Below are 26,076 nucleotides of genomic sequence, written 5' to 3'. Positions count from 1 at the left end.
CCTGTCAGATGCGCTGTGCGATCAAACCGGCCGGTTACTGCATTCATGCAGGCCCCATGCGCAGACCGGCGAGCGGCTGCGGTGCCTTGGTATCCCACTTCTTGATTTCGTCGAAATTCTGCTCCTGACGTGCATTCCGCCAGTCGCGGATCGCCCGGCGCAGGTGCACCTTCCGGCGCATATCTTCCTTCGGCGTTTCAGCCAGTGGGTTTACCTGATCCCGCAATTCATCAAGCAGCTTGCCCAGCGTGCTGTCCATATGCTCCTTGACGATTTTGGGGAGTGGGTCGCGGAAGCTTTGTGGCAGCATGGCCCAGGCGAGTTTGCCCAGACGTTCATTGGCGATCGACAGGCCAACCGTGGCCCATGCCGTTGCTTCCTTGACGGTTTGCAGAACGCTGTGAACCGTAGTTTTCAGCGCATTCTTGAAACGGGAGAATGTATTGAGTTTACCGGTGAACAATTTGCCGAGAAAACCGATCGGGCCTTGTGTTGCGACCCGCGTCGCTGATCTATCTAAATAATCACCGAAGTCTTCGATGTAGTTTGTCTTTGCGAATACTGTAGGCATAGCCATTACCGCAGACATAAACGCTCCTTTTAAGCGCCCCTGTCACGAGAAGAGTACCGTGACCGGCATCTCGTCTGATGAATGGCTGGGTGCCACTGACCCCCATGACCAGTAGAAACCCAAAATTGAACAAATCCACTTGTAACCAAAATCCCCAATGATATTGGTTACTTACCAAACCACCCGAGCCCCCTCGGCTGGAACCGGAAGTCCCATCATCGACCGCTCCATATTCCAAAATCCCCACGGTCGTAATGCGATGCTTAGGATTATTCCGGTGCAAGCGGACCTGCAACTCTTCAAACCATTCATCGACAATTCTTATGCTAGGACAAGGTTTTGAAAGTTCTTGAACAAAAATTTTGTCTAAAATTTTAATGAATTTGCAGTTTTTCTGGGAAAAATATACATAAAACACATGAACGCACCTGCAATATCCCTTGGAATACAGCTTGCTACACATGTTAAAGAAAGCAAAAAAGTACTCGCCGTCTTACTGAAAATAAGCCAAATAAAAATTATACCTTTAGTTTTCAACTGACAGTTTCAGCGTTTATTATCGTCAATCCCAGCGCGGACCACTTGGCGCGTCAGCGGCTTCCGGCATCTGGCTTGGCGCCTCCTGACCACTGCCGGTCAGGCTACCGAGCAGTTGCTCGAAGGCTGATTTGTCGTCATTGCTGATTGCACCACCGGCAGGATCACTACCACCGATCGCCGGGCCGGAACTGACCTGACTGGCTGCAATGCGATCCCAGACCCGGCCATCAAGCGACGGCAGATCGCGTACAGGCTTGCCACGATGGGCCGCCTTCATGATCTCACCCCAGGTTTCGGCAGGCAGAGAGCCACCGGTTATTGGCTCTTTCTTGATCCGGTTCATCGGCGTGTTGTCATCATTACCGAACCAGACCGCGCCAACATAATCGGCGGTAAAGCCGAGGAACCAGGCATCGCGGAACGATTGGGTGGTGCCGGTCTTGCCCGCTGCGGGGTGATCAAACGCCGCCTTCTTGCCGGTGCCCTCACTGACCACATCACGCATCATCGCCGTCAGGTTACGGGCATCATCCTGCTTGATCACCCGACTGCTGCTGGCTGGCTGGTGGCGATAGATCACCTTGCCGCCTTTGGCCCGGATTTCGGTAATCGCATGGGGCCAGATCGCCATGCCGCCATTGGCGATCGAGGCATAGGCCGCCGTCAGTTCCAGCATGGATACCTCGGACGTACCGAGGGCCAAACTCAGATTGTGACCGAGCGGGCTAGTAATGCCGAGACGACGGGCAACGCCCTTGACCCGGTCCAATCCAACCGCATCCAGCAATCGGATGGCAGAGACATTATAGGAATGCGCCAAAGCCTCACGCAGACTGACCACACCGTGGAACCGGTTGCTGTAATTCTCCGGTGACCAGTCGCCGAGGGTCAACGGCGCATCATTGATCCGATCAAACGGCGAATATCCGGCCTCCACTGCCGCCAGATAGACAAAGGGCTTGAATGCCGAACCCGGCTGCCGCTGCCCCTGGGTTACACGGTTGAACTGGCTCTGCGCATAATCAACGCCACCAATCATGGCACGGATAGCACCATCGGGGCTCATCACCAGCGCCGCCGCCTGTCGGGCACCGCGCTTGCGCCCTTCCTTGCTCATCGCCTCCGCAATGCCATTCTCGGCGGCGCGCTGTATCTTCGGATCAAGACTGGTGTGGACGATCAGATCCCGGTCGGTCTTGCCGACATAGCCGCCGACCTGCTCCATCACCCAATCGGCAAAGTATTTCTCACCCGATCCGGGCAGGGGGCGGGTCCGGGGCCGCCCATTGGCCGCCGCCTCACGCTCGGCCTCGCTAATGAAGCCAGCATCAGCCATGGCCGCCAGCACCACCCGCGCCCGCTGCCAGCCGAGCTTGGCATTATTGGTCGGGGCATAGCGTGACGGCGCCTTCAACAACCCGGCAATCAGGGCGCTTTCCCGCAGATCCACCGCTCGTGCCGGCTTGCCGAAATAGGTCCGCGCGGCGGCATCAACGCCATAGGTACCGGCACCGAGATAGACCCGGTTCAGGTAAGCGGCCAGTATCTCGTCCTTGGTGTAGGAAATCTCGAGCCAGAGAGCGAGCAGGGCTTCCTGTGCCTTGCGCTTCATCGAGCGTTCAGGCTCCAGAAACAGGTTCTTGGCCAGCTGCTGGGTCAGGGTTGAGCCACCCTGCACCACTCGTCCGGCGCGATAATTGGTAACGGCAGCGCGCACCAGACCGATGGGATCAATGCCCGGATGCCAGTAAAAACGGCGATCCTCAATGGCAATGACGGCATTGATCAGGTTTTTGGGCAGGCTTTCGACTGTTACCCGTGTGGTATGCAGATCGCCATAGCGACCGATTTCCGAACCGTCAGCTGCCAGAATGGTCACCGACTTGCGGCGCTCGAGCACCATCTGGTCGCGGATATCCGGCAAGTCATGGGCGAAATAGAGCAAGGCCGCACCACCGGCGACACCGCCCCAGACCGCCAGCACCAGCGACCAGCGCGTGACAAACCACAGGGAGCGCCCGAACCAGCCGCCGCGCTTGCCCTTGGCGGGTTTGGCAGCTTTACTGGCCTTGCTCTTGCTGCCACTGCCACTGCCACGCTTGGCGGTCTTGCCCGATTTTGCCGGGCTTTTGCCTGCACTCTTCTGTGCCATATACGCCTGTCATGTCTTCGGATAGGACGGTATCGATCACTACTTGATCGCAACTGGCCTTCAGGGTCCGTCCAGCACCCTGCCATGTCAATCAATGCCGGAAATCTGGCGCTGAAATATGGCTTTTTTGCCGTCAGCTGTGCAGTTGCGGACACGGCGATTGCCCCATTCCGTCCGCAATTCCCGTCACGGATCGGTATCCGGTGCCAGACCGCTCGATGCCACATAGCCGAGACCGCCATCGGGCAGTTTCACCGCTGCCCAGCCACCGACCGCGCCATTCATCACCGCCTGTATCCGCTCGCCCTTGCGCAGAAAGCCGGATGTTTCCGCGGCAGTATTCGGCGCATCATAGATTGTCAACCGATCGGCAGTAACCAGCATGGCCGCCAGTGGCGCATCCTCCACCCCCAGCATCCGGCCAAACGGCACCATCTCGCCAATCCGGGCAAAACTGCGCTTGAAACCATCAAAACTGAACAGCTGCAGATTGACCATGCTGAACAGGTTCTGCAGCACAATCAGAATGATCACCGCCAGCGGTATCGCCTGGGCCAGGAATATCCGGTCATCAATGATACGCCACTGGTTGCGCAGTTTCTTGACCTGTCCGTCACCACCCAGATGCTTGCGCAGTTCCAGCAGCTTGTCGCGCATGACAATCGAGGGCGCAAGCCGGAGCGCATCCTGAATGATGCCGAGCGCAATCTTGTTATGTCCGGCATAATGGAACCCCATGGCCTGACGATACAGAAGTTCGGCATTCTCGGCATTCGGTCGCTCACCGCCAACCAGATTGATCAGCGTTGCCTCGACCACCTTGACCGGGCCATAGGGCAGTGCCCACCAGCCAACCATCCAGTTGGCCAGATTGTTCTTCAGCCCCTCGACCATGGCACAGCGCGCGCAATATATGCCGCCCTTACGGATGGTCTTGACCTGGGTGATCAAGCCGCGAACCGCGAGAAAATATGCCACGCGTGGTTGTGCCGAGAGACAGCCGCAACGGGCACACATGCGCAATTCCGCCTGTGCCCTCGTCGGACGGCTATAGGTATAGGCGGTATAACCGGTGCTTCCGGCACCACTGCCCGGAGCTGCCGTCTCTGCAGAACGGGCACCCGTAGCGGCAGTACCGCCCGAACTGCCCGAGCCCATACGCATCCGCCGGGCACCCTCGGCATTGTAATCGGCGCGCTTTTTCGGGTCTTTCAGAACCTCATAGGCAGCGCTCAGCTTCTGAAATTCGGCGGTTGTATCCCGGGTCCGGTTGCGGTCCGGGTGCAGATCGCGCGCCCGCTCACGGAACGCTCGCTTGACCTCATCCGCCGAGGCTGTCGGCGGAATGCCCAGGGCTTTGTAATAGCCTTCAAAATCAAGCGTATCGGACAAGAGGCATCAGCCGTTGATAGTCAGACATAAAAAAGGGGCAGCAAGCGGCATGAAAACCGCCAACTGCCCCGATAGTATGGGGTTATGCGTCGAGATTGACCACCCGCAGCGCATTCTGCTGGATAAACTCGCGGCGCGGTTCCACCACATCGCCCATCAGGGTCGAGAACAGGTCCTCGGCCTCTTTGGTCTCGGCAACCCGGACCTGCAGCAGTGAGCGGACATTCGGATCGAGCGTGGTTTCCCAGAGCTGATCCGGGTTCATCTCACCCAGCCCCTTATAGCGCTGGAGCGCGGAACCCTTGCGGGCAATGTCATTGACGGCACCGAACAGGCCAAGCGGGCCAAGGATACCCTCAATAGAACGGTCCTTATGCGTAAGCGTCGCAGAACCAGCAAAGACCGGCGCCAGTGCGGTTGACAGCTGGTGCAGGCGACGCGCCTCACCGGTCGAGAGCAGTTCTTCGGTCAGGTTATAGGCCTGACGGACACCCTGCAGGGTGCGGACAATCTGCATCCGTGGCTTGGCCAGCAGACCAACAGCACCCGGCTCACCATCAACAAACTCGGCAGACCAACCGCGTTCCTTCTCCTCGAAGGCAGCATTGAGGCGATCGGCAACGCCCTTGAGCACACGGTCAGCCTCGGCACGGTCATTGAACAGATCGACATTGAAGCCACCGGCCAGTGCGATCTGCTCGACGATGAACGGGTCGCCCAGCTTGCGGCCAAGGCTCTCGATGGTTGAGGCGGCCTGACGGGCACGCTCGGCGAGTGCAACCAGGTCATTACCGGCAATCTGGGTACCATCGGATTGAGTGATCGCCGCCGCATCGGTGCCAAACTCGATCAGGTAGTTGTTCAGCTCGCGCTCATCCTTCAGGTAGCGCGCCGACTTGCCCCGGCTGAGTTTGAACAGTGGTGGCTGGGCGATATAGAGATAACCGCGCTCGATCAGCTCCGGCATCTGACGGAAGAAGAAGGTCAGCAGTAGGGTCCGGATATGCGAGCCATCCACATCAGCATCGGTCATGATGATGATCTTGTGATAACGCAGCTTCTCGATGTTGAACTCGTCGGGGCCGATGCCGGTGCCAAGCGCGGTGATCAGCGTGCCGATCTCCTGACTGGACAGCATCTTGTCAAACCGTGCCCGCTCGACGTTCAGGATCTTGCCGCGCAGGGGCAGGATTGCCTGAAACCGCCGGTTACGGCCCTGTTTTGCCGAACCACCCGCACTGTCACCCTCAACGATGAACAGTTCGGCGCGGGTCGGGTCGCGCTCCTGACAATCGGCGAGCTTGCCAGGCAGTGACGCCATATCGAGCGCACCCTTGCGCCGGGTCAGCTCACGCGCCTTGCGTGCGGCTTCACGGGCAGCGGCAGCCTCGACAATCTTGGCCACGATCTTCTTGCCCTCGTTCGGGTGCTCCTCAAGCCATGTGGACAGCGCCTCACCAACGGCATTTTCCACGGCCGGACGGGCTTCGGATGAAACCAGCTTGTCCTTGGTCTGGGACGAGAAGCGCGGATCGGGCATCTTGACCGACAGCACACAAGTCAGGCCCTCGCGCATATCATCGCCGGTCGGCTGTACCTTTTCACGCTTGAGCAGGCCATTCTGCGCCGCATAGGCGTTGATCACACGGGTCAGCGCCCCACGGAAACCGGCCAGATGGGTACCACCATCACGCTGCGGGATATTGTTGGTGAAACACTGCATCATCTCGGCATAGCTGTCGGTCCACTGCATCGCCGCCTCGACAGTCAGGCCGTCTTTCTCGGCGGTAAACAGGACCGGTTCCGGGTGCAGTGCGGATTTCGAGCGGTTCAGATAGGTCACAAATGCCTGCAGGCCGCCATCATAATTCATATCGACGACGCGCGGCTCTTCCTCACGGTCATCGGTCAGCACCAGACGCACACCGGAGTTCAGGAACGCCAGCTCACGCAGGCGGTGTTCGAGGGTCTCGAACTTGAACTCGGTCATGGTGAAGGTTTCAGCCGAGGGGTGGAAGGTGATCTCGGTACCGGTCCGGGTCTTGCCATCCAGCTCCGGGGCCGCGCCGACTTCCACGAGTGGGGCATCGGGCTCACCATGGCTGAACCGCATCTTGTGCTCACGACCATCGATGAAGATACGCAGCTCGAGCCAGTCGGACAGGGCATTCACAACCGAAACACCAACGCCGTGCAGACCGCCGGATACCTTGTAGGAGTTCTGGTTGAACTTACCGCCCGCATGGAGCTTGGTCATGATGACCTCGGCGGCGGAAACACCCTCTTCCGGGTGAATGCCCACCGGAATGCCGCGACCATTATCGGTGATGGTGGCGGAACCGTCGCTGTTCAGGGTCACGGTGACCACATCACAATGCCCGGCCAGCGCCTCATCGATCGCGTTGTCCACGACCTCGTAGATCATGTGGTGCAGACCGGAACCGTCATCGGTATCGCCGATATACATCCCCGGGCGTTTGCGCACCGCTTCAAGACCGCGCAGGACGCTGATCGAGCTGGCGTCATAGGCATCGCCATTGGATGCTTCAGGAGACGCTTCTGGGGCTGCTTCAGGAACAGTGCCTTCCGGGCCGGAAACGGCACCCGATTCTTCTTTTTTAGGATCGCTCATAGGGCCAAAACAGTTACGGAGCGGGCATTTGCCCGAATATCTGCATTATAGCGGAAAACCGCCAATCAAGCATCTTTTTGCGCATTTCCGCCAGTAATCGTTATACGGGTGGCCGAACTGCCCAACGGGTTGAAAATATTGGCATCCGTTCCGGTCATCCAGACTTGTGCACCATGGGCTGCCAGCCGGTCGAATAATGCATGGCGGCGGGCCTCATCGAGATGAGCCGCGACCTCATCCAAAAGCAGGATCGGCGCATGTCCGGTTTCGGCCCGAACCAGCCGTCCATGGGCGAGCGTGATGGCAATCAACAGCGCCTTCTGCTCGCCGGTCGAGCACAGATGGGCAGGCATATTGCGCTCCCGGTGGCGGGCGACGAGGTCACTGCGGTGCGGACCGATCCCGGCACCGCCACTCTGGGCATCCTCCGACCGCGCGCGTTTCAGGGCATCGGCGAGCCGATCTTCAACATCGCCGGCGCTTGCCCCCTCGGCGAGCCAGCCCTCCGGCTGGCCATCAAGGGTGAGATCGGCGGCAGGAAACGGCGCCAGATCGGTGGCGGCAACGCGGTTCAGGCGCTCGATCAGCGCCAGTCGCCCGGCAGCAATGGCGCTAGCCGTCTCGGCCATCCCGGCCTCGAGCCCGCCCAGCCAGACCGGATCGGCCTGCCGCCCGGTCTCTGCCGCATCGCGCAGCAGCTTGGCGCGCTCACGCAACAGGCGCTCATAACGGGTGACCCGCCCGGCATGGCTGGCATCGAAGGCAAAGACGAGGCGATCCATGAACCGCCGTCGCTCCGATGCCCCCTCACGGAACAAACCGTCCATCGCCGGGGTCAGCCAGGCCATATGCAAATGGTTGGCGAGGGCCGTCTGGGCCGATACCGCCTCGCCATTGATCCGCACCATGCGCCGGTTGTTGCCGTCACCGGCGCTGTCCTGCCCGGTACCGAGCCGCACCTCGCCCAAGCGGCCAACCGCTTCGGCGGCAATGCCCCAGCCGCCCGGTTGCGGCCGGTTGACCCGTGGCAGATCCTGAATCCGTGCCCCGCGCAGCCCACGCCCGGCGGTCAACAGACTGACCGCTTCCAGCAGATTGGTCTTGCCGGCACCATTATCGCCGGTCAGCACAACAGCAAAAGCCGCCGGTGCCGGATCAAGTTCCAGCACCAGCCGCTCATAATTGCGATATTGGGTTAGCGTCAGCCGATGAATGGCGAGCAATGGATGCCGCCCGATCAGACCCGCATTGGCATGAGGACGTAGATCGCCTCAGTATCCGATGGATCACGGATCAGGGTCGGGGATGCGCCATCAGCCATCAGCAGCTGGCAGCCATCGCCTTCGATCTGGCCGGTGATATCGAGCAGGTACTTCGAGTTGAAGCCGATCTCCATATCATCACCGTCATAGGTGACCTCGACCTCTTCCGATGCACTGCCGTTTTCCGGTGAATTGGCCGACAGGGTCAGGGTGCTGCCACTGATGCTGAGCTTGACCGCACGGGATTTCTCGGTGGCGATGGTGGCCACACGATCAACCGCACTGCCGAGCGCCTTGGCATCAACCGCCAGCGTCTTGTCATTGCCGGAAGGAATGACCCGCTCATAATCCGGGAAGGTGCCGTCGATCAGCTTCGAGGTCAGGATAACCTCGCCGAAGCTGAAGCGGATTTTGGTGGCGGAAACGCCGATCTTGATGTCCTCATCGGCATCATCGACCAGACGGCGAATTTCGCCAACGGTCTTGCGCGGGATGATAACACCCGCCTGCCCATCGGCATCGGTAGAACCGAGACCGGCTGCACCATCGGGCAGGGTCATTTCAACCCGTGCGAGGCGGTGACCGTCCGTGGCAACCGCGCGCAGCACGTCAATGCCCTCGGCCTCGGCCTTGTGCAGGAAGATACCGTTCAGATAGTAGCGGGTTTCCTCGGTCGAAATGGCAAAACGGGTACGGTCGATCAACCCGCGCAGATCGCTGGCGGAGAGGTTAAACTCGGCCTTCATCTCGCCGGATGCCATGAACGGGAAGTCCTCGGTCGGCAGGCAGCCGAGACGGAAGGCCGAACGACCGGCACGGATCATGAGCAGGGAGCCGTCACCGGCAACCTCCAGCTCGACCTGCGCGCCATCGGGCAGCTTGCGGACGATATCGAACAAGGTATGGGCCGGGGCAGTGGTGGCACCCTCGCGCTCAACGGTTGCCGATACGGATTCAACCATTTCGAGGTCCATGTCGGTCGCCGTGAATGACAGCTTGCCATCATCGGCGCGCATCAGGACATTGGACAGGATCGGAATGGTATTCCGCCGCTCAACAACGTTTTGCACATGGCCAAGAGCACGGAAAAGGACGGCACGTTCGATGGTCAGTTTCATGGGACCGGATGTCTCAGATCATTAAAATTCTAACACGGGGGCTCACACACCGATCGGCGCATGGAATTCGGTGACTTGCATGGCACCTTCCAGCACCTGCATCACGTCATATACGGGCATAGCGCCGACGGGGCTTCAGCGCAACTGTTCCCTCAGTTTTATTGGGCAAAAGCGTGGGATACATAGCCAAACCGGTCGGATGCCCGACATACTGACGTAACTTGCGGGGTTTGTCGGGCTGATGACCCCCTAACCAGTTGTGAAATCATGCCTAAACCGACCAACCGTTTTCGGCGCCAATTATACATCGCGCTTGAGAATACCCAGACAAACCGGCCACTGCAGATTGCCCTGCGCCTGCTCATCATGGGCATGATTGTGGTCAGTATCGGGTCGGTGATCCTCGAAACCGTGCCCGCTTTGGCCGCACGATTCGGCTATGTGTTTGTAACAATTGAGATCATCGCGGTCGCTTTTTTCACGGTCGAGTATGTGGCCAGGGTCTGGGTTTCGGTCGAGGAACGTGCGCCCGGATACCAGCACCCGCTCTGGGGACGGCTGCGTTACATGCTCACGCCGATGGCGCTTATCGACCTCGCCGCCTTCCTGCCCTCACTGATCACCGTATTCAGCGATGCCGGGGCCAGTTGGCTCGCCATGCGCCTGCTGCGGCTCGCCCGAATGCTCAAGATCATGCGCTATTCCCCGGCTCTGCGCACACTGGCAACCGCACTCTATACCGAACGGCGTGCCGGGCTGGCGGTGCTGTTGATCATGCTCATGGTTCTGGTCTCCCTCTCCACCGTCATGTGGATGATCGAGCGCAAGGCGCAACCGGAAGCCTTTGGCTCAATACCGGCCGCGATGTGGTGGGGCATGGCGACCCTGACCACCATCGGGTATGGCGATGTGGTACCCACCACACTGCTCGGCAAGGTGGTCGGCAGCATTGCAGGACTGACCGGAGTTGCCATGTTTGCCTTGCCCGCAGCCATTCTCGCCTCGGGCTTTATCAGGGAATTGAACCGGCAGGATTTCCGCGTCACCTTCGGCGTCGTCTCACAGGTGCCGCTGTTCGAGGATCTGGACCCGAACATCATCGCCGATGTGACCGACCGCCTGCACATGCGCCATATTCCACCGCGCTATGCCATCATCAGGCGGGATGAGGAGCCCCATGCGCTGTATTTTGTCGAGACCGGACAGGTCGAGATCATCGAGCCGCTGAAACCGGCCCGGTTCCTTGGTCCCGGACAGGTATTCGGCGCGATCGAACTGCAGAAGGATAGCCAGACACCGCAATTTACCGCCACCGCCCTGACCGATTGCCGATTGCTGGAACTGCCCGCCGATGACTTCATCGACCTGTTCCAGAACTATCATGAGCTGCGGCAGGCGGTCCTGCGGATCACCCGACAGGATCATGATTCCCTGTTGTTCGAAAAGGCGGAAGAGGCAGTGCGCGAGATTGAGGAGGCCGAACAGGCCCGGATTGCCGAACAGGAAAGAAAACTGTCGGAACACGAGGTGTCGGCATGAGCATTCAGTCACTCACCCCGGCCTTTCGCATCCTCTGCGTCTGCACTGGCAATATCTGTCGTTCCCCGACCGCCGAGGCCGTGCTGCGGCAACGTTTTGATGCCGCCGGGCTGGATGTGGCAATCGACAGTGCCGGCACCCATGGCTATCACATCGGCTCAGGCCCGGATCGGCGCAGCCAGCAGGCAGGCAAAAGCCGGGGCTATGATTTCACCGGCCAGCGCGCCCGACAGGTGGAAGCCGCAGACTTTGACCGCTTTGACCTGATACTGGCGATGGATCAGGGGCATTTTGACAGCCTGATCCGCCAGAAGCTCGATAACAGCCGGGCGGAAATTGCCTTGATGCTTTCCTTCCTGCCGCCGGATCATGATTTTGGCACGGGACTTGACGTGCCGGACCCCTATTATGGCAGTGAAGGCGGTTTCGAGCATGTGCTGGACCTGATAGAAGCTGCCGCCGACGGCCTTGTGCTGGACATCCGCAGCCGCCTGAACCCGAATTGATGTAAATCCATGGCACCGACGACAAAAAAGAAAAAGCCAGCCCAAAGACCCGGCACAGGACCGCACGCCGCCAGCACCGGCAAGCTAAAGGGCAAAGGCAAGGGCCCCGGAAAAGCGCCACCGCATGCCAAGACAGCGGGAAAAAGCGCCAAACCGGCGAAAAAACTGCCCGCCGCCAACCAACTGCGGATCGGTGTGCCGCTGCTGCTCGGCCTGTTCGGGCTGGCACTGGCTGCCTACGGCTTTGCCATTACCGATCAGGCATTGCAGGTTGCCGTGGCCAGAGGCCGGGATGCCGTGGCCGGGCCAGCCGGGACGCTGGCCGGGATCATGCTGGGCGCCGGTGTCGGGCTGATACTGGCCTGGTTGCTTGCCACCCGTATGAAAGCGATCACCGGTATCATTACCGCTGGCATCATTATTGGGGCAGCCAGCGCCGGCGGCTATGTCAGCGCACCGATCCTGATTGATCAGTTGGTCGACAATACCAGCCCGGCCCAGCGACAGGCGGCATTCCGTTCCCAGTTCTTGCATCAGAGCATCGCCGCCAGCGCGTTTCAGGCCAATGGCCTACCCAATAATCCGACGGACATGGAAACCCACGCCTTTGTTGCCGGGATCGGTGCCCTCGCCTCTGCCGATCCGGGGGTTTATGAGCGTATCGAGAGCAATCTGGACCAGCTGGCCACCGCCATTCTAGCCCGCAGCCTGAACGAGGCAGAGGCCTGGCGAAAATTTCAGGAAGCGGTTGCCGAAACCCAGCGTGATTATGAGCGCTACACCATTGCTGCAAATACCTATCGACAAACACTGGCCAATCTGAACCAGCGTTCGGACCAGCTCTGGAATGCCGTGATCCAGTCGGCCACCGCCCGCTGGAACAATTACCTGCAACGCCGCGAACAGGCGATACAGCAACTGAATGCCCGTATCCCCGACTTTCGCGACCTGCTCAATGTCTACTTTCCAGCACATCAGCGTGGGCGCGGCACCGCAGAAGCCGATCGCCGCTATGAGGAATACTCGACCGAGCTGTTCGGCAAATATGTCGATCCACAGATATGGTGCGGACGCAGTGGCTGTCCGGGTTCCGAGGAGTTCATTGCCAATACTGGTATCAATGTCCTCTCCGACGCCTTTCTCGAGCGTTTCGGCAATCTGCCGCTTAACCTGACGGAAGCCCAGTTCATCGCCCATCCAAGCGTACTGACCACCCTCCGGCAGGAAATCACCAAGGAAGGTGTCAATCTGCCGGAAAACTGGACCCTGAGTGCCGAGGGGCGGGATATTCTGCTGACCGCCGCGATCCGTGACCTGCCGGCCGAGGCGGAGAAACGTTACAATGCCTCGATCAATGAATGGTTCGGCGCCTCGCTCGCCCCGGACCTGACATATCCCGATTTCATCGCCCAGGAAGGCATCCAGAAACGCCTGCGCAACTCGCTACGGCTACCCAGCGAACTCCGGATCGATCCCGCCATCGATGAAGCAACTTTCGCCACCGATTATTATCCGCGTATCGAGCGGCGCCCGGTTGATGCGCTGGCTGGGGACATGCAGGCGCCGCTGGAGGATTTCGAGAATGGCGGTCGCCTCGCCGATGGTGCCAAGACGTCCCTGAAACTGCTCTTTGCCCTGCCGCTGATCATGTTCGCCGCCGGATTTGCCGGATTGTCGGGCACAATTATCGGCAGTTTTCTGTTCCTGCTGTCCCTTTGGCATATGGTCGCCAAACTCTTGAAGCTAGGTGCACCGACCGTACTCAGGATCAACAAGGTTTTCCGCCTGTCCTCCGGCATCCTGCTGGTGCTGGCCCTCGCCTCACCGGTGGTGCTCGGCAAGGGGGTGGCCCGCTACCCGGGTTATGGTCCGGTTCTGCAACCGGCGGTCATGACCAATCCGGTCATCGGCATTCCGTCCGATTGGGCCATGCGCACGGTTATCGATATGCAGGAGACCGGTGCCACGCTCCGCCACCTGGCATTCAATCAGAATGATTTCGGGCTGAAGCCGGTCATTGCCGAGCATGAAGACGGGTTCGGCTTTGTCTTTGACAGCGATGCCAATGACCCGAACCTGCTCAATGAGGAGCCCAAGGGTCCGAGCGGTATTACCGGCCTCAAGGACCGGATCGACAATATGATCGATCGCGCCACAAACAGAAATGACGCGAACTGATCTGACCAGTTCGCGTCATTTCTGAAAAGCAGTGTCTCTCTGCGGCTCGCCGTATCAACCAGCCAGCATCCGCTTCAGCAGTTCCACATCTTCCGCGAAGGCGCTGTCGGTCGAGCAAATTTCCTCGATCTTGCGCACGGCATGCATGACCGTGGTGTGATCGCGACCACCAAACTTGCGGCCGATTTCCGGCAGGGAACGGGAGGTCAGCTGTTTCGCCAGATACATGGCGACCTGACGCGGGCGGGCAACCGCACGGGCCCGGCGGGCGGAGTGCATGTCGGCAACCCGGATATTGTAATGCTCGGCCACCCGGCGCTGAATTTCATCGATGGTGACCCGGCGATCGGAGGCGCGGAGCAGATCCTGCAGCACGTCCTGCACGGTATCGAGGGTGATGTCGCGACCGACCAGATCGGCATGAGCAACGAGGCGGTTCAACGCGCCCTCAAGCTCGCGGACATTCGAGGTGATCTTGTGCGCGAGGAACTCGGTAACCTTCTGCGGCACGTTGACTTTCAGTTGGTCAGCCTTCGCCTGCAGGATGCCGAGGCGCAGCTCATAGCTGGTCGGGTGAATATCGGCCACCAGACCCCAGCCGAGGCGGGAACGAAGACGCTCTTCCAGACCTTCGAGGCTGGACGGGCTCTTGTCGGCGGAAATGATGATCTGGCGGTTCTGGTCAACCAGCGCATTGAAAGTATGGAAGAACTCTTCCTGGGTGCTCTCCTTGCCGCTGATGAACTGCACATCATCGATCATCAGGACATCGACGCTGCGGAACTGCTCCTTGAACGCCATGGTGTCCTTGAAGCGGAGCGCGCGGATAAACTGGTACATGAACTTCTCGGCGCTGAGATACAGCACCTTGCGTTCCGGGGTCTTCTGATGGATTGCCCAGCCGATGGCGTGCATCAGGTGGGTTTTACCGAGGCCGACACCGCCATAGAGGAACAGCGGGTTGAACGGCACATTATCGCTTTCGGCCACCCGGCGGGCAGCGGCATGGGCCAGTTCGTTCGGCTTGCCGACAACAAAATTGTCGAAGGTGAAGCGTGGATCGAGCTGGGACAGCAAAGCCTCTTCGCTGTCATTCAGTGAGCCGCCGTTGAAATTGCCGGCATCGCCGGGCTGGCGAATGGTGCCATGGAACTTGACCGGACGGGTGCGCTCAACCGGATCGGATGGTTTGAGCAGTTCCGGTGGTGGTGGTGGCGCCTCGCTGACCGCCTTGGCGAGATTGGCCGCCGCATTCGGTGAGATGATGATCTCAACCCGCAGAACCGACCCGTCCTCAGCCGCCCAAAGCTGACGGATACGATCGACATAATGACGGTTGACCCAGTCGCGCATAAAGCGGGTCGGGACGGCAAGCAGCACTTCGCCGTCAACCTGACCGGTCGGCACCAGCGGCTTCAGCCAGTTTTTATAGGCATTATCGCCAACTTCCACGCGCAGGCGTTCTTGAACCGCATTCCACTGGTGATACAGGCGATGCAGGATCGGATTGATGGTTTGCTGGGCAGCGGCAGCGGCAGCGGCTGTCTCGGTAGTCGGGTCGTTGCTGATGGGGGTGGTGGAGATGGGGGCGTTTTGGGCGGCGATCATGTTGAGACCATTCTTCGGTAATTCGTGCGGGGGAGCGGCACATATATGGACATTGCCGGATGGCGACTTCCGGGCTGTCCTGTGCCGGTTCATAGTGATCAGTGCTGCAATCGGCCTGGCCAGAACATTCGGGAACAGAAAATCCGGCTGTCCAATACCTGTTCCTGCATGGGATGGAACGGCGGATCATGCCAATTTCGGTGCCTTATACGGCATCTGTCTGAATGTATCTGCCGGCCCTGAAAAACAGACTGAGCAGTGTGGACGGGGAAAGTGACCGATTGGGCGGTCCCGATCATCGTCCGGCGATCAAAAGCGGATCGCTAAAATCCCTTGGAGACAGGTTTTCGTCTGATGACGAGGCCTGACCGACCGTAAACGCTAGATGTGACTGACAACGCGATATTGAACTCGATCGATTGATTATAGTGCCCCATCAATCTTTCCTTTCTTCCCCAGTGGTTTATGTCACGAGCACCGTAGCTGCAAGTAATAGGCACAGCAATAGCGCTACTTTAAAAGCAGTATCAAATAAGCAATCCAGAGAAAGCGATCAAAGCTTTATAATTTTCGACTTCTTAGCTGATCTATACTTTCCGGCTACTTTTCAAATTGTGGGATGATTGGCCCCGCCTTCCCGCCGGGCCAAGTATGTCGCGTCGGACACGCCGTTCGTCGACAGCTATGAGTAAAGCGCCTTGTCGGGAAAAAGGCAATGGGATCGAAACCGGAACATGGAAAAAAGTAATAATTGTTCAAAGATTTTTGAAAATAATTTTTAAATAAAAAACAGCGCTCTGCGAGTGCAGAGCGCTGTTTTTACTTATCTATACTTGATACCTTAAGAGTACCGACGGGCGGCCCCAGGGTCAAGCCATTTTCTTGATAGATTTTGAAAGCCGGGAAATTTTCCGGGCTACCGTATTTTTGTGCAGGACACCCTTGGTGACACCGGACTGAAGCTGTGGCTGGGCGGCTTTAAGGGCTGCCAGCGCCTCTTCCTGATTACCACCGGCAATAGCCAGTTCCACACGCTTGATGAAGGTGCGGATGCGGCTGACCCGGTCACGGCGCACAGCGGTGCGGCGGGCGGTCTGACGAATGCGTTTCTTGGCAGACTTGTGGTTTGCCATGTTTACTCTCCAAATTTTCAAATGCCGCGGGCTACTGCCCGTTGATCCAGATCGCCTGTAGCCTTCCCGGCACTCTCTCTGGACCTCAGCGTAACACTGGCCGCATCGCGGCCCCGAATTCACTAGAGCCGGGGTTATATGCAAGCTGGAACCCAGCGTCAAGTGACGAAAAGCGTGGATAACGTGGATACTGTCATTATCCGGTTTTGCGTCAAACGGTTGCCCCCGAAATCATTTGGTCGTTTTATCACCGATGTTTGAAATTCGGTTGTCTTTTTTCGACAAAAGCCGCCATTCCCTCTTTCTGATCCTCTGTCGCAAACAGGGAATGGAACAGACGGCGTTCAAACATGACGCCCTGACGCAGCGTGGTCTCGAAAGCGGCATCCACCGCCTCCTTGCACATCATGACCGATGGGCGGGACAGCTTGGCGATCTTGTGCGCCACGGCCATAACCTCATCCATCAGCTTTTCAGCCGGAACGATACGGCTGACAAGCCCGGCACGCTCGGCTTCCTCGGCATCGATCATACGACCGGTCAGGCACATTTCCATAGCCTTGGCCTTGCCAACCGCACGGGCCAGACGCTGGGTACCACCGGAACCGGGAATAACCCCGATATTGATTTCCGGCTGACCGAATTTGGCGTTCTCGCTGGCGATAATGAAATCGGCCATCATCGCAAGCTCACAACCGCCACCGAGGGCATAGCCACCAACAGCAGCGATCACCGGCTTGCGCACCTGCAGGATGGTCTCCCATTCGGAGGTGATGAAATCGCTGCCATAGACATCGATGAAATCGCGCTCGGCCATTTCCTTGATATCTGCACCGGCAGCAAACGCCTTTTCGTTACCGGCCAAGACAATCACGCCGATGGTATCATCCTGATCGAACTCCAGCGCCGCCTTGCCCAGCTCGCGCATCAAACCGGTGGAGAGCGCATTCAGCGCCTTTGGCCGGTTGAGGGTGATGACCCCGACACCATGATCGGTGCTGGTCAGGATGTTTTCGTAGGCCATGGAGATTTCCTTGAGGTTCTGTCGGATTTGAGATTTCGGGTCAGGTCGACTCAGCGGTCGGACGGCGCCGGGTTCAGGCGGAATATCAGCGTGGTGTCGCCATTGGCGTCAAGCTGCTCGATCTGCAGCGCTTCATCCTCACGGGCGTACTGGGCCTTGCCGATGGCAGCCGGGCCGACCGGTGCCCAGCCGAGCGAGCGCAGGGTCTGATCATAAAACCGCATAGCGCTCAGGTGATCCACAGGGCCAACGATGGTCGCCTCCAGAATCCGGCCACCGGGCTTGTCGAAGATCAGGCTGCCGTCATCGGTCTGAGCCATCCCGGCCATCACCGGCACCGCATCAAACCCGTCGATATAGTCAAAGGCCCGACCGGTAACCGGAAAGGCCAGAACCAGCGCCAGGACGAGAAGGGCGGCGGTCGACAGAGCGGTATGCTGCGTGGAAAATTTCATGGCCTCTGCTTAGCGCGACTGGAGCGGCAATTCAATGACATACATAATCGCCCGATAACCGAAGGCAAGGATCAGCGCTGGCACCGGCCGCAATAGAAGGTCGAGCGGTTGGATTGCACCATGCGCATAATCATCGGCGGATTGTCGGGATCATCGACAGAACAGCGCGGACAGGGATGCCCCTCGCGGTCATAAACCGAAAACTGCTTCTGGAAATAACCGAGCTCGCCGCTGGCCTGCACATAATCCCGCAAGGTTGAGCCACCGGCCCTGATCGCATCCTCCAGCACCGAGCGGATGGCTGGAACGAGGCGCTCGGCCCGCTTGCCCGCAACCGTATGGGCGAGGCGTGTCGGGCTGATGCCAGCCAGATACAGCGCCTCACAGACATAGATATTGCCGAGACCGGCCACCACCTTCTGATCGAGCAACACGGTCTTGATCGGTGACTTGCGTCCTTTGAGTGCGGCGGACAGGGCAGCGGCATCAAAGGCCGGGTCAAACGGCTCCGGCCCCATCGCGACAATCAGCGGATGCGCGGCCATGGCGGCGGCGGATGGCTCCATCAACAGGGCACCGAACCGGCGCGGATCGCTGAAAATCACCCGATGCCCGTCGGTGAAGTCGAAAATCACATGGTCATGCTTGGCTGGCGGCGCATTGTTGTGACCCGGCTTCAGGATCACCATGCGCCCGGACATGCCGAGATGCAGCAGCATCACCTGCCCGTCATCGAGGCTGACCAGCAGATATTTGCCACGCCGGGTAATCTCGGCCCAGCGCCGACCGGCGAGCCGTGCGGGCAGATCCGCAGGCATCGGCCAACGCAGATCCGGGCGGCGCTGATCCACCGTCTCAATAACAGCCCCCAGCACGGCATTGGCCAATCCGCGACCAACGGTTTCAACCTCGGGAAGTTCGGGCATGGGTTACTCTCGCCTATATTGTCGCATAAGCGCTATCAGTGACGGCAAAGCCGCTGACCCGGCACCATATTCATGCTATCGGAAGCCGAACAGCATTTTCCGCGACCGACCTATCCATCATCCGGGCACCAGAGCATGAGCGAGAACAGCAGGCCAAATCACGATACCGATGTTGAAGCTGGCACTGGCACTGGCACTGACGCCACCGCCGATTTCGGCTTCCGCACGGTCAGCGCCCGGGACAAGACCAGAATGGTCGGCGATGTTTTTGCCAGCGTGGCGAGCAATTACGACATTATGAATGATGTCATGTCCGCCGGTGTCCACCGCATCTGGAAAGCCCGCTTCGTCGCCCAGCTTGGACTGCGGCCCGGCATGTCGGTGCTCGATCTGGCGGGTGGCACCGGCGATATCGGCTTTGCCATCGCAGGCAAGCTGGAACGGCAGATCAAACGGCAAAGCCTCGACATCGAGCAACCACCGGTCAATATCTGCGACATCAATCCGGCCATGCTGGCGGTTGGCCGCGACCGGGCGCTGGATCGCGGGATTGTCGATCAAGTCACCTGGTCCTGTGGCAATGCCGAGCAACTGCCGTTCGATGACCGCAGCTTCGACCGGGTGACCATTTCCTTCGGCCTGCGCAACGTCACCGACATCGACGCTGCTCTGCGTGAGGCACGCCGGGTACTGAAACCGGGCGGCAAGTTCTATTGCCTCGAGTTCAGCCGCGTCCATGCGCCGATACTGAACCGCCTCTATGATCTCTATTCCTTCACCCTGATCCCGCGCTTCGGCGAACTGGTCGCCGGTGACCGGGACAGCTATCAGTATCTGGTGGAGAGCATCCGCAAGTTCCCTGAGCAGAAAGCCCTCGTTCAGCGGATGCGCGATGCCGGGCTCCATCGTCCAACCTATGAGAATCTGTCTGCCGGTATCGCCGCCATTCACAGCGGCTGGCGGCTGTAGTCAGCCAAACCAGAATTCAGGCAATAAAAAAGGCGATCTGACTGATCGCCTTAATTCAATGTTATATCGCCGAGACCTACATACCCGGACGGTGCGGTTCGAATGCCTTGGTGCCGGTGAGCGCATCGGTCAGAGCATTGAGCCCCTTGCGCGCCAGCCGAAAAGCATTCACGTCGACAAGGTCGAGCGGCGCATTGATTTCTGCGCCCTTTTCCGGGGAACCGCCACTGACGCTGTTCACGTCGCCAGCCAGTCCCATCATGGTTGGTGATAAGCCCATTTCTCTCGCCCCAAATTGGTTCGATCACGTTTATCTAAAATCCAATATATATAAGTGAATGGAAACCGGCCAGCAGAAATGGCGGAAATACCGGGATAATCGCCGGATATACCGTTTTCCGCTTCCCGTGCGCGGGACAAAGACCTATCTGTTAGGCATCATGTCTTGATCGGCATATACCAGTCAGGTGCCCTATGAGCGATATGAACGCGCAGACAATCGACAGCACCGCCCTCGGCGGGTTCCGCATCCTGCTGATCATCTCCGGCGGCATTGCGGCCTATAAATCCCTCGATCTGATCCGCCGACTGCGCGAACGCGGGGCCGAGCTGCGTTGCGTCCTGACCGCTGGCGGGGCCGAATTCATCACCCCGCTTTCCGTTGCCTCACTGTCGGAATCCCCGGTCTATACCGATCTCTGGTCCCTGAAGGATGAGAGCGAGATGGGCCATATCCGCCTGTCGCGCGAATGCGACCTGATCATCATCGCCCCGGCGAGTGCGAATATTCTGGCCCAGATGGCCAATGGGCTGGCCAGCGATCTTGCCACCACCACCCTGCTGGCCGCCGACAAGCCGATCCTGATCGCCCCGGCCATGAACCAGATGATGTGGGGCCATGCGGCGACCCAGGCGAATATCGCCACCCTGCGCCAGCGCGGCGTGCACCAGATTGGCCCCGGCAGTGGCGAGATGGCCTGCGGCGAGACCGGCTCCGGTCGCATGGCCGAACCGCTCGAGATCGTGGCAGCCGCCACCGACCTGCTGCGTGGCAACGGTCCCCTGCGCGGCAAACGGGCGATTGTCACCAGCGGCCCGACCGTTGAGCCGCTCGATCCGGTCCGGTTTATCTCCAACCGATCATCCGGCAAACAGGGACAGGCGATTGCCGCCTCACTGGCGCGTGCCGGTGCCGAAACCATCATGATTTCAGGTCCGACCGGTTTGGCACCGCCGCCGGGGGTGAAAACCATTTTCGTCGAAACCGCGCAGGAAATGCTCGATGCCTGTGTCAATATGCTGCCAGCCGATATCGCGGTCTGTGCCGCCGCGGTTTCCGACTGGCGCGCCGCCGATATGGCCGGGCAGAAGCTGAAGAAGACCGGTGATGGCCCGCCGAGCATCGCGCTGGCAGAGAATCCGGACATTCTGGCGAGCCTCAGCACCCGTAACGACAGTCGCCCGGCGCTGGTGGTCGGCTTTGCCGCCGAAACCGAGAATATTATCGAGCACGCCCGCGCCAAGATCGCGAAAAAGGGCTGTGACTGGCTGCTGGCCAATGATGTGGGCGGCGATACCGGAACTTTCGGCGGCGACAACAACCGTATTCGCTTCCTGACCCGCGATGGCCGGACCGAAGATTGGCCGGATATGCGCAAAACCGATGTTGCCAATGAGCTGGTCAATCGTATAGCCCAGCACTTTGCACAATCTGCCTGATCCGGTTATCAAAGCCGACACGCCCAATCCCGTTACCCGGAGCCTTCTGCCTATGTCGATCAACTGGCCAACCCAGCCACAGCACATCCATATCCGCCGTCTGGATCACGCCCGTGATCTCGACCTGCCCGCCTATGCCAGCATCGGTGCCGCCGGTATGGATCTGGTCGCAGCGATTGCAGAGAATGTCGTACTGGCACCCGGTCAGCGCGCGCTGATCCCCACCGGCATCTCCCTCGCCCTGCCGGTCGGTTATGAGGCGCAGGTTCGCCCGCGCTCCGGCCTTGCACTGCGCAACGGTATCACCACCCTCAACACCCCCGGCACCATCGACAGCGATTATCGCGGCGAGGTCGGGGTGATCCTGATCAACCATGGCGATGAGGACTTCGTGGTCGAGCGCGGTATGCGCATCGCCCAGATGGTCGTCGCGATCTATACCGCGGTCACATGGGTTGAAGTCAATGAACTGCCCACGACCGAACGCGGTGCCGGTGGTTTCGGCTCAACCGGGGTCCAGCATCCAACCGAATGGCCGCGCGAGAAAGCATCGGACAAGTGAGCGATCAGCCGGATATCCATGATCCGGCGGTGCGCTATGCCCGGCATCTGGTGCTGCCGGAAATCGGCGGACAGGGCCAACAGAAGCTGGCCGCAGCCAGCGTTGCGATTGTCGGTATGGGCGGCCTCGGCAACCCGGCAGCGCAGTATCTTGCCGCCGCCGGGATCGGCAGCCTGACCCTGATCGATGGTGACCGGGTCACACCGAGCAATTTGCAGCGGCAAATCCTGTTCACCGAAACCGATATCGGCCAGAGCAAGGTGGCGATCGCCCGCGCACGCCTCAACAGCCTTAACAGCCAATGCACAATCAACGTGGTTGACGAAGCTCTCACAGCAAAGAACGCAACCGCGCTGCTCACTGGGCACAACGTCATTATTGATGCCACTGATCTTGTAACCACACGCTATGTCATCAATGACGCCTGCCGCAATCTGCGTATCCCGTGGGTGATGGGAGCGGTCATCCGGTTCGAGGGGCAGGTTGCCGTGTTTGATCCGCGTGAGGCCGATGCCCCGGATTACCGCAGCCTCTTTCCCGACCTGCCGCCCGCCGATGCCCTGCCCGCCTGTGCCGAGGCAGGCGTTCTTGGCGCGGTCGCGGGCATTATCGGCTCATGGCAGGCAATGGAAGCCATCAAGCTGATAACCGGTGCTGGCAGCATCACCATCGGTCGCACCATGAATCTCGACGGCCTCTATGGCGAGATGTTCAGCACCAGCCTGTGACTGACGCCGATTACTCAGTAGCGGTTATTCGGCAGCAATCTGATATTCGGGCGGATTCTGCGGATCGTAATCGTTCGGGTAGAACTGTGCGGTTATCGACATCTCGATTGCCCGCAATTCCTGCTCGGTCTTGTCGAGCAGACTTTCACGCGCCTCGATGAACCGGGCACTCTTCAACACCCGTGCGGCATTGAGCCGGGTCAGCGCCTGCATGAACGGTGATGCTTCCGCCACCGCCTTGTCGAATTTTATCGGTGAGAGGCGGGCGAGCTCCACACCCTCCTTGTCGATGGCAATCAGATTGCCCTGATAGGGCAGCCCGAGGATATGCTCGACATCGCCATAGAGGCTGCCAGCAGATTTGAAAAATGTCGCCTGCTGCTCTTTACCGGTCTTCAGTACCGCGTCGCCACGCAGAATGAGCCAGATGGCATCCACCCTGTTTCCCGCCTGGCAAATCACCTGCCCTCTTGTATAAAATCGGCGATCAATAATCGTAGGCGCCAATGTCCTGAGATAATCCATGCACCACCTCCCCAATGATACAACCATAGGTTGATTATACCACATGGGCTGAAGCGCAACAAAACGGACAGGCTTTGTTAACTATAAATATTACGTTCGTATGCGATTGAAATCATTCAACCTTACCGCTGTCATCAAGGGCATAACCCGCTGAGCGGACAGTGCGGATGATGTCGGCTTCACCGCCATCATTGAGGGATTTGCGCAGGCGACGGATATGCACATCGACCGTGCGCGGTTCCACATAAACATCCTGGCCCCAGACCATGTCGAGCAGTTGCTCACGGCTGAATACCCGGCCCGGATAGCTCATGAAATGACGCAACAGCTTGAATTCGGTCGGGCCGAGATGGACGTCGCGCTCCCCGCGCTTCACCTTGAAGGCGGCGAGGTCCATGACAATGTCGCTGAAGGTCAGGCTCTCATCCGCCGTTGCCGGGCTGGCGCGGCGCATGACGGCGCGCATCCGCGCGATCAGTTCAGCAACCGAGAACGGCTTGGCGATATAGTCATCGGCACCGGCATTCAGCCCGCGCACCTTGTCCGCTTCCTCGCCACGGGCGGTCAGCATGATGATCGGCACGTCACGGGTGCGCGGATTGCGGCGCATCTGGCGGCATACCTCGATACCCGAGGTATGGGGCAGCATCCAGTCGAGCAGCACGATATTGGGCGTCGTCTCCTTGATGGTGACCAGGGCTTCCTCGCCATCGGTCGCCACCAGCGTACGGAATCCCTCTTTCTCGATATTGTACTGCAGCAGCGTGACGATATCGGCTTCGTCCTCAACGATCAGCACAATAGGCTTTAGCGTATCACTCATATCTCGGGCCCCTACCCTTTGGAAATCGCCAGTCTAGTCATTTGCCCCGGCCGGTTTGTCCCTATCGGCAGGGCGGATCAGTTGATCACTCGTATCATCACCGGTCGGACGGACCTTGTTGAAAGGCTCGCCGGTGACGATCAGATGCACCATCTCGGCAATATTGGTTGCATGATCACCAATACGCTCGACGTTTTTCGCAATGAACAGAATATGGATGTAACCTGTGATATTCCGGGGGTCTTCCATCATATAGGTCAGGACCTCACGGTGCAGGCTGGTATAGAGGTCGTCGAGGTCCTCATCCCGGTGCCATGCCTCGATCGCACCGGCCAGATCATTGCGGCTATAGGCGGTGACCACGCTGCTCAACAGGTCCCGGACCAGCCGCCCCATGCGTGATACCGCACCGATCTGCGGCAGGTCGGAAAACTCCGCCAACGGGCGCACCCGTTTGGCAATATTGGCGGCATAATCGCCGATCCGCTCGAGATCACCGGCGATCCGCATCGCCCCCAGTATCTGGTTCAGATCCGCCTGATCCGGGCGCTGGTCGATCAGCAGCTGCTGGGCCTCGCGGTTGATCCGGGTCTGCAGGTCATCAAGCACGGAATCATTACCGGCGACCGCGATTGCCTTGGCCGCATTGCGCCTGACTGCCGCTGTGATGGACTGTTCGAGCTGGCTTTCGGCATAGCCGGCCATACGGATCACCAGTGGTGCCAGCACCTCTGCCGGCTCCCGGCGCGCACTCTTGCCCCCGACCTTCGGCAGGATGGAGTTGCGCAGTTTTGGTCTGGTGGTTCGTGACTTGGCCATGATTGCCATGATTAGCACCGGCCGCGCGGCAAGACTACCATTGAAATACCAGTCAGCAGCGGCACTTAGCCGTAATCACCCGTGATATAGCCGCGTGTACGCTCATCCTGCGGGTTGTTGAACAGCTCCCCGGTTGGCTTCAGTTCTGCCATGGTGCCAAGGTGGAAAAAGGCGGTGCGCTGGGACACCCGCTGTGCCTGCTGCATGTTGTGGGTGACAATCACGATGGTGAAGTTCGAGCGCAACTCGTGGATCAGCTCCTCGATCTTGGCGGTCGCGATCGGATCGAGCGCCGAGCATGGCTCATCCATCAGGATCACCTGTGGGCTGACCGCAATGGTACGGGCGATGCAGAGGCGCTGTTGCTGGCCGCCGGACAGGCCGGTGCCGGGCTGGTGCAGCCGGTCCTTGACCTCGTTCCACAGACCGGCACGGGTCAGGCTGCTTTCCACTACCTGATCGAGATCGGCCTTGCTATCCGTCAGGCCGTGGATGCGCGGGCCATAGGCGATATTGTCATAGATCGATTTCGGGAACGGGTTCGGTTTCTGGAATACCATGCCGACCCGGGCGCGCAGCTCGACCACATCGAGGTCGGGGCTGTGAATGTCATTGCCATCGAGCAGGATGCGACCGGAAACCCGGGCACCGATGATCGTGTCATTCATCCGGTTCAGACAGCGCAGGAAGGTAGATTTGCCGCAACCGGACGGGCCGATCAGCGCCAGCACCTCACGCTCATTTACATCGAGGTCAACGCCCTTGAGCGCATGGGCCTCGCCATAATGCACCTGCACATTGCGGCAGCTTATCTTGGTAGTGGCATGCTCATGTTCAGGTTCAGACATTTCCGACCGCTCTATAAAAGCAAGGTTGCTCATGATCCGTAATCCTT

General features: G+C 59.2%; 23 protein-coding genes. 7 read left to right on the top strand and 16 right to left on the bottom strand.

The genetic code is table 11. The annotated features are described in order from the left end of the window. Positions 1 to 43 precede the first annotated feature (43 nt). The 6 genes from CBB62_02965 to CBB62_02940 form a co-directional block, all read right to left on the bottom strand. Positions 44 to 577 (bottom strand): hypothetical protein, encoded by a 534-nt coding sequence (locus tag CBB62_02965; protein ID OUT41330.1) that lies wholly within the window; start codon positions 575 to 577, stop codon positions 44 to 46. Between the two features lie 556 nt (positions 578 to 1,133). After that, the gene (locus CBB62_02960; protein OUT41329.1) at positions 1,134 to 3,263 is read right to left on the bottom strand and encodes a hypothetical protein; all 2,130 of its coding nucleotides are present in this window, start codon (positions 3,261 to 3,263) and stop codon (positions 1,134 to 1,136) included. 186 nt (positions 3,264 to 3,449) lie between these two features. Next, entirely contained in the window at positions 3,450 to 4,655 is a 1,206-nt protein-coding gene (locus CBB62_02955; protein OUT41328.1) for a hypothetical protein, read from the bottom strand. An 82-nt stretch (positions 4,656 to 4,737) separates the two neighbouring features. After that, positions 4,738 to 7,287: a DNA topoisomerase (ATP-hydrolyzing) subunit B gene (locus CBB62_02950; GenBank protein ID OUT41327.1), complete on the bottom strand. Its 2,550-nt coding sequence runs from the start codon at positions 7,285 to 7,287 to the stop codon at positions 4,738 to 4,740. A gap of 65 nt (positions 7,288 to 7,352) precedes the next feature. After that, a complete protein-coding gene (locus tag CBB62_02945; GenBank protein ID OUT42609.1) occupies positions 7,353 to 8,501 on the bottom strand; it encodes a DNA replication/repair protein RecF in 1,149 nt (382 codons plus the stop codon). Positions 8,502 to 8,524: 23 nt separating this feature from the next. Beyond that, complete coding sequence (locus tag CBB62_02940) at positions 8,525 to 9,667, bottom strand: DNA polymerase III subunit beta (GenBank protein OUT41326.1); 1,143 nt, start codon at positions 9,665 to 9,667, stop codon at positions 8,525 to 8,527. A gap of 267 nt (positions 9,668 to 9,934) precedes the next feature. On the opposite strand from CBB62_02940, the gene CBB62_02935 reads away from it, so the two are divergent. From CBB62_02935 to CBB62_02925, 3 genes are read left to right on the top strand one after another with little or no spacing between them, the layout of a single operon-like run. Next, complete coding sequence (locus CBB62_02935; GenBank protein OUT41325.1) at positions 9,935 to 11,206, top strand: hypothetical protein; 1,272 nt, start codon at positions 9,935 to 9,937, stop codon at positions 11,204 to 11,206. Continuing rightward, positions 11,203 to 11,712, top strand: coding sequence for a protein-tyrosine-phosphatase (locus CBB62_02930; GenBank protein ID OUT41324.1), 510 nt, complete (start codon positions 11,203 to 11,205; stop codon positions 11,710 to 11,712). The genes CBB62_02935 and CBB62_02930 overlap by 4 nt, the downstream gene beginning before the upstream one ends. A 9-nt stretch (positions 11,713 to 11,721) precedes the next feature. Then, entirely contained in the window at positions 11,722 to 13,890 is a 2,169-nt protein-coding gene (locus CBB62_02925) for a hypothetical protein (protein OUT41323.1), read from the top strand. 54 nt (positions 13,891 to 13,944) lie between these two features. Here the strand turns inward: CBB62_02925 and CBB62_02920 are convergent, their stop codons facing one another. The 5 genes from CBB62_02920 to CBB62_02900 form a co-directional block, all read right to left on the bottom strand. Further along, entirely contained in the window at positions 13,945 to 15,498 is a 1,554-nt protein-coding gene (locus CBB62_02920) for a chromosomal replication initiation protein DnaA (protein OUT41322.1), read from the bottom strand. 869 nt (positions 15,499 to 16,367) lie between these two features. Next, entirely contained in the window at positions 16,368 to 16,631 is a 264-nt protein-coding gene (locus CBB62_02915) for a 30S ribosomal protein S20 (GenBank protein ID OUT41321.1), read from the bottom strand. Positions 16,632 to 16,878: 247 nt separating this feature from the next. Continuing rightward, a complete protein-coding gene (locus tag CBB62_02910; GenBank protein OUT41320.1) occupies positions 16,879 to 17,655 on the bottom strand; it encodes an enoyl-CoA hydratase in 777 nt (258 codons plus the stop codon). Between the two features lie 50 nt (positions 17,656 to 17,705). Then, positions 17,706 to 18,110: a hypothetical protein gene (locus tag CBB62_02905; protein OUT41319.1), complete on the bottom strand. Its 405-nt coding sequence runs from the start codon at positions 18,108 to 18,110 to the stop codon at positions 17,706 to 17,708. 71 nt (positions 18,111 to 18,181) lie between these two features. Beyond that, positions 18,182 to 19,036 carry a DNA-formamidopyrimidine glycosylase gene (locus CBB62_02900; protein OUT41318.1) on the bottom strand — a complete coding sequence of 285 codons (855 nt, stop codon included), beginning with the start codon at positions 19,034 to 19,036 and terminating at the stop codon, positions 18,182 to 18,184. A gap of 135 nt (positions 19,037 to 19,171) precedes the next feature. Between CBB62_02900 and ubiE the strand changes: the two genes are divergently transcribed. Beyond that, positions 19,172 to 20,005, top strand: coding sequence for a bifunctional demethylmenaquinone methyltransferase/2-methoxy-6-polyprenyl-1,4-benzoquinol methylase (ubiE, locus tag CBB62_02895; protein ID OUT41317.1), 834 nt, complete (start codon positions 19,172 to 19,174; stop codon positions 20,003 to 20,005). A gap of 76 nt (positions 20,006 to 20,081) precedes the next feature. Here ubiE and CBB62_02890 read toward each other — a convergent pair whose 3' ends face one another. After that, positions 20,082 to 20,285: a hypothetical protein gene (locus CBB62_02890; GenBank protein OUT41316.1), complete on the bottom strand. Its 204-nt coding sequence runs from the start codon at positions 20,283 to 20,285 to the stop codon at positions 20,082 to 20,084. Between the two features lie 203 nt (positions 20,286 to 20,488). Between CBB62_02890 and CBB62_02885 the strand changes: the two genes are divergently transcribed. The 3 genes from CBB62_02885 to CBB62_02875 are packed head-to-tail and all read left to right on the top strand — an operon-like array spanning position 20,489 to position 23,014. Continuing rightward, positions 20,489 to 21,724, top strand: coding sequence for a bifunctional phosphopantothenoylcysteine decarboxylase/phosphopantothenate synthase (locus tag CBB62_02885; protein OUT42608.1), 1,236 nt, complete (start codon positions 20,489 to 20,491; stop codon positions 21,722 to 21,724). Positions 21,725 to 21,776: 52 nt separating this feature from the next. Next, positions 21,777 to 22,286 (top strand): deoxyuridine 5'-triphosphate nucleotidohydrolase, encoded by a 510-nt coding sequence (locus CBB62_02880; protein ID OUT41315.1) that lies wholly within the window; start codon positions 21,777 to 21,779, stop codon positions 22,284 to 22,286. Further along, positions 22,256 to 23,014, top strand: coding sequence for a hypothetical protein (locus CBB62_02875; protein ID OUT41314.1), 759 nt, complete (start codon positions 22,256 to 22,258; stop codon positions 23,012 to 23,014). Before CBB62_02880 ends, CBB62_02875 begins: the two co-directional genes overlap by 31 nt. A 24-nt stretch (positions 23,015 to 23,038) precedes the next feature. On the opposite strand, the gene CBB62_02870 is transcribed toward CBB62_02875, so the two are convergent. The 4 genes from CBB62_02870 to CBB62_02855 form a co-directional block, all read right to left on the bottom strand. Beyond that, positions 23,039 to 23,452, bottom strand: coding sequence for a hypothetical protein (locus tag CBB62_02870; GenBank protein ID OUT41313.1), 414 nt, complete (start codon positions 23,450 to 23,452; stop codon positions 23,039 to 23,041). Positions 23,453 to 23,651: 199 nt separating this feature from the next. Then, on the bottom strand, positions 23,652 to 24,362 hold the full coding sequence (locus CBB62_02865; GenBank protein ID OUT41312.1) for a phosphate regulon transcriptional regulatory protein PhoB: 711 nt from the start codon (positions 24,360 to 24,362) through the stop codon (positions 23,652 to 23,654). A gap of 33 nt (positions 24,363 to 24,395) precedes the next feature. After that, positions 24,396 to 25,181: a phosphate transport system regulatory protein PhoU gene (locus CBB62_02860; protein OUT41311.1), complete on the bottom strand. Its 786-nt coding sequence runs from the start codon at positions 25,179 to 25,181 to the stop codon at positions 24,396 to 24,398. Positions 25,182 to 25,246: 65 nt separating this feature from the next. Continuing rightward, a complete protein-coding gene (locus CBB62_02855) occupies positions 25,247 to 26,062 on the bottom strand; it encodes a phosphate ABC transporter ATP-binding protein (protein ID OUT41310.1) in 816 nt (271 codons plus the stop codon). Between the last annotated feature and the right edge of the window lie 14 nt (positions 26,063 to 26,076).

It is taken from the genome of Micavibrio sp. TMED2, assembly GCA_002168225.1.
GTDB lineage: Bacteria > Pseudomonadota > Alphaproteobacteria > TMED2 > TMED2 > TMED2.
The sequence above is the reverse complement of the archived record's forward strand: the minus strand, read 5'-3'. Positions and strand labels throughout refer to the sequence as shown.

Coding starts and splice junctions, on each gene's coding strand:
- CBB62_02935 (OUT41325.1), top strand. CDS start 9,935: ATGCCTAAACCGACCAACCGTTTTCGGCGCCAATTATACATCGCGCTT.
- CBB62_02915 (OUT41321.1), bottom strand. CDS start 16,631: ATGGCAAACCACAAGTCTGCCAAGAAACGCATTCGTCAGACCGCCCGC.
- CBB62_02855 (OUT41310.1), bottom strand. CDS start 26,062: ATGAGCAACCTTGCTTTTATAGAGCGGTCGGAAATGTCTGAACCTGAA.
- CBB62_02900 (OUT41318.1), bottom strand. CDS start 19,036: ATGCCCGAACTTCCCGAGGTTGAAACCGTTGGTCGCGGATTGGCCAAT.
- CBB62_02880 (OUT41315.1), top strand. CDS start 21,777: ATGTCGATCAACTGGCCAACCCAGCCACAGCACATCCATATCCGCCGT.
- CBB62_02950 (OUT41327.1), bottom strand. CDS start 7,287: ATGAGCGATCCTAAAAAAGAAGAATCGGGTGCCGTTTCCGGCCCGGAA.
- CBB62_02965 (OUT41330.1), bottom strand. CDS start 577: ATGGCTATGCCTACAGTATTCGCAAAGACAAACTACATCGAAGACTTC.
- CBB62_02860 (OUT41311.1), bottom strand. CDS start 25,181: ATGGCCAAGTCACGAACCACCAGACCAAAACTGCGCAACTCCATCCTG.
- CBB62_02920 (OUT41322.1), bottom strand. CDS start 15,498: ATGATCGCCGCCCAAAACGCCCCCATCTCCACCACCCCCATCAGCAAC.
- CBB62_02905 (OUT41319.1), bottom strand. CDS start 18,110: ATGAAATTTTCCACGCAGCATACCGCTCTGTCGACCGCCGCCCTTCTC.
- CBB62_02925 (OUT41323.1), top strand. CDS start 11,722: ATGGCACCGACGACAAAAAAGAAAAAGCCAGCCCAAAGACCCGGCACA.
- CBB62_02890 (OUT41316.1), bottom strand. CDS start 20,285: ATGGGCTTATCACCAACCATGATGGGACTGGCTGGCGACGTGAACAGC.
- CBB62_02930 (OUT41324.1), top strand. CDS start 11,203: ATGAGCATTCAGTCACTCACCCCGGCCTTTCGCATCCTCTGCGTCTGC.
- CBB62_02875 (OUT41314.1), top strand. CDS start 22,256: ATGGCCGCGCGAGAAAGCATCGGACAAGTGAGCGATCAGCCGGATATC.
- CBB62_02940 (OUT41326.1), bottom strand. CDS start 9,667: ATGAAACTGACCATCGAACGTGCCGTCCTTTTCCGTGCTCTTGGCCAT.
- CBB62_02960 (OUT41329.1), bottom strand. CDS start 3,263: ATGGCACAGAAGAGTGCAGGCAAAAGCCCGGCAAAATCGGGCAAGACC.
- ubiE (OUT41317.1), top strand. CDS start 19,172: ATGAGCGAGAACAGCAGGCCAAATCACGATACCGATGTTGAAGCTGGC.
- CBB62_02910 (OUT41320.1), bottom strand. CDS start 17,655: ATGGCCTACGAAAACATCCTGACCAGCACCGATCATGGTGTCGGGGTC.
- CBB62_02885 (OUT42608.1), top strand. CDS start 20,489: ATGAACGCGCAGACAATCGACAGCACCGCCCTCGGCGGGTTCCGCATC.
- CBB62_02865 (OUT41312.1), bottom strand. CDS start 24,362: ATGAGTGATACGCTAAAGCCTATTGTGCTGATCGTTGAGGACGAAGCC.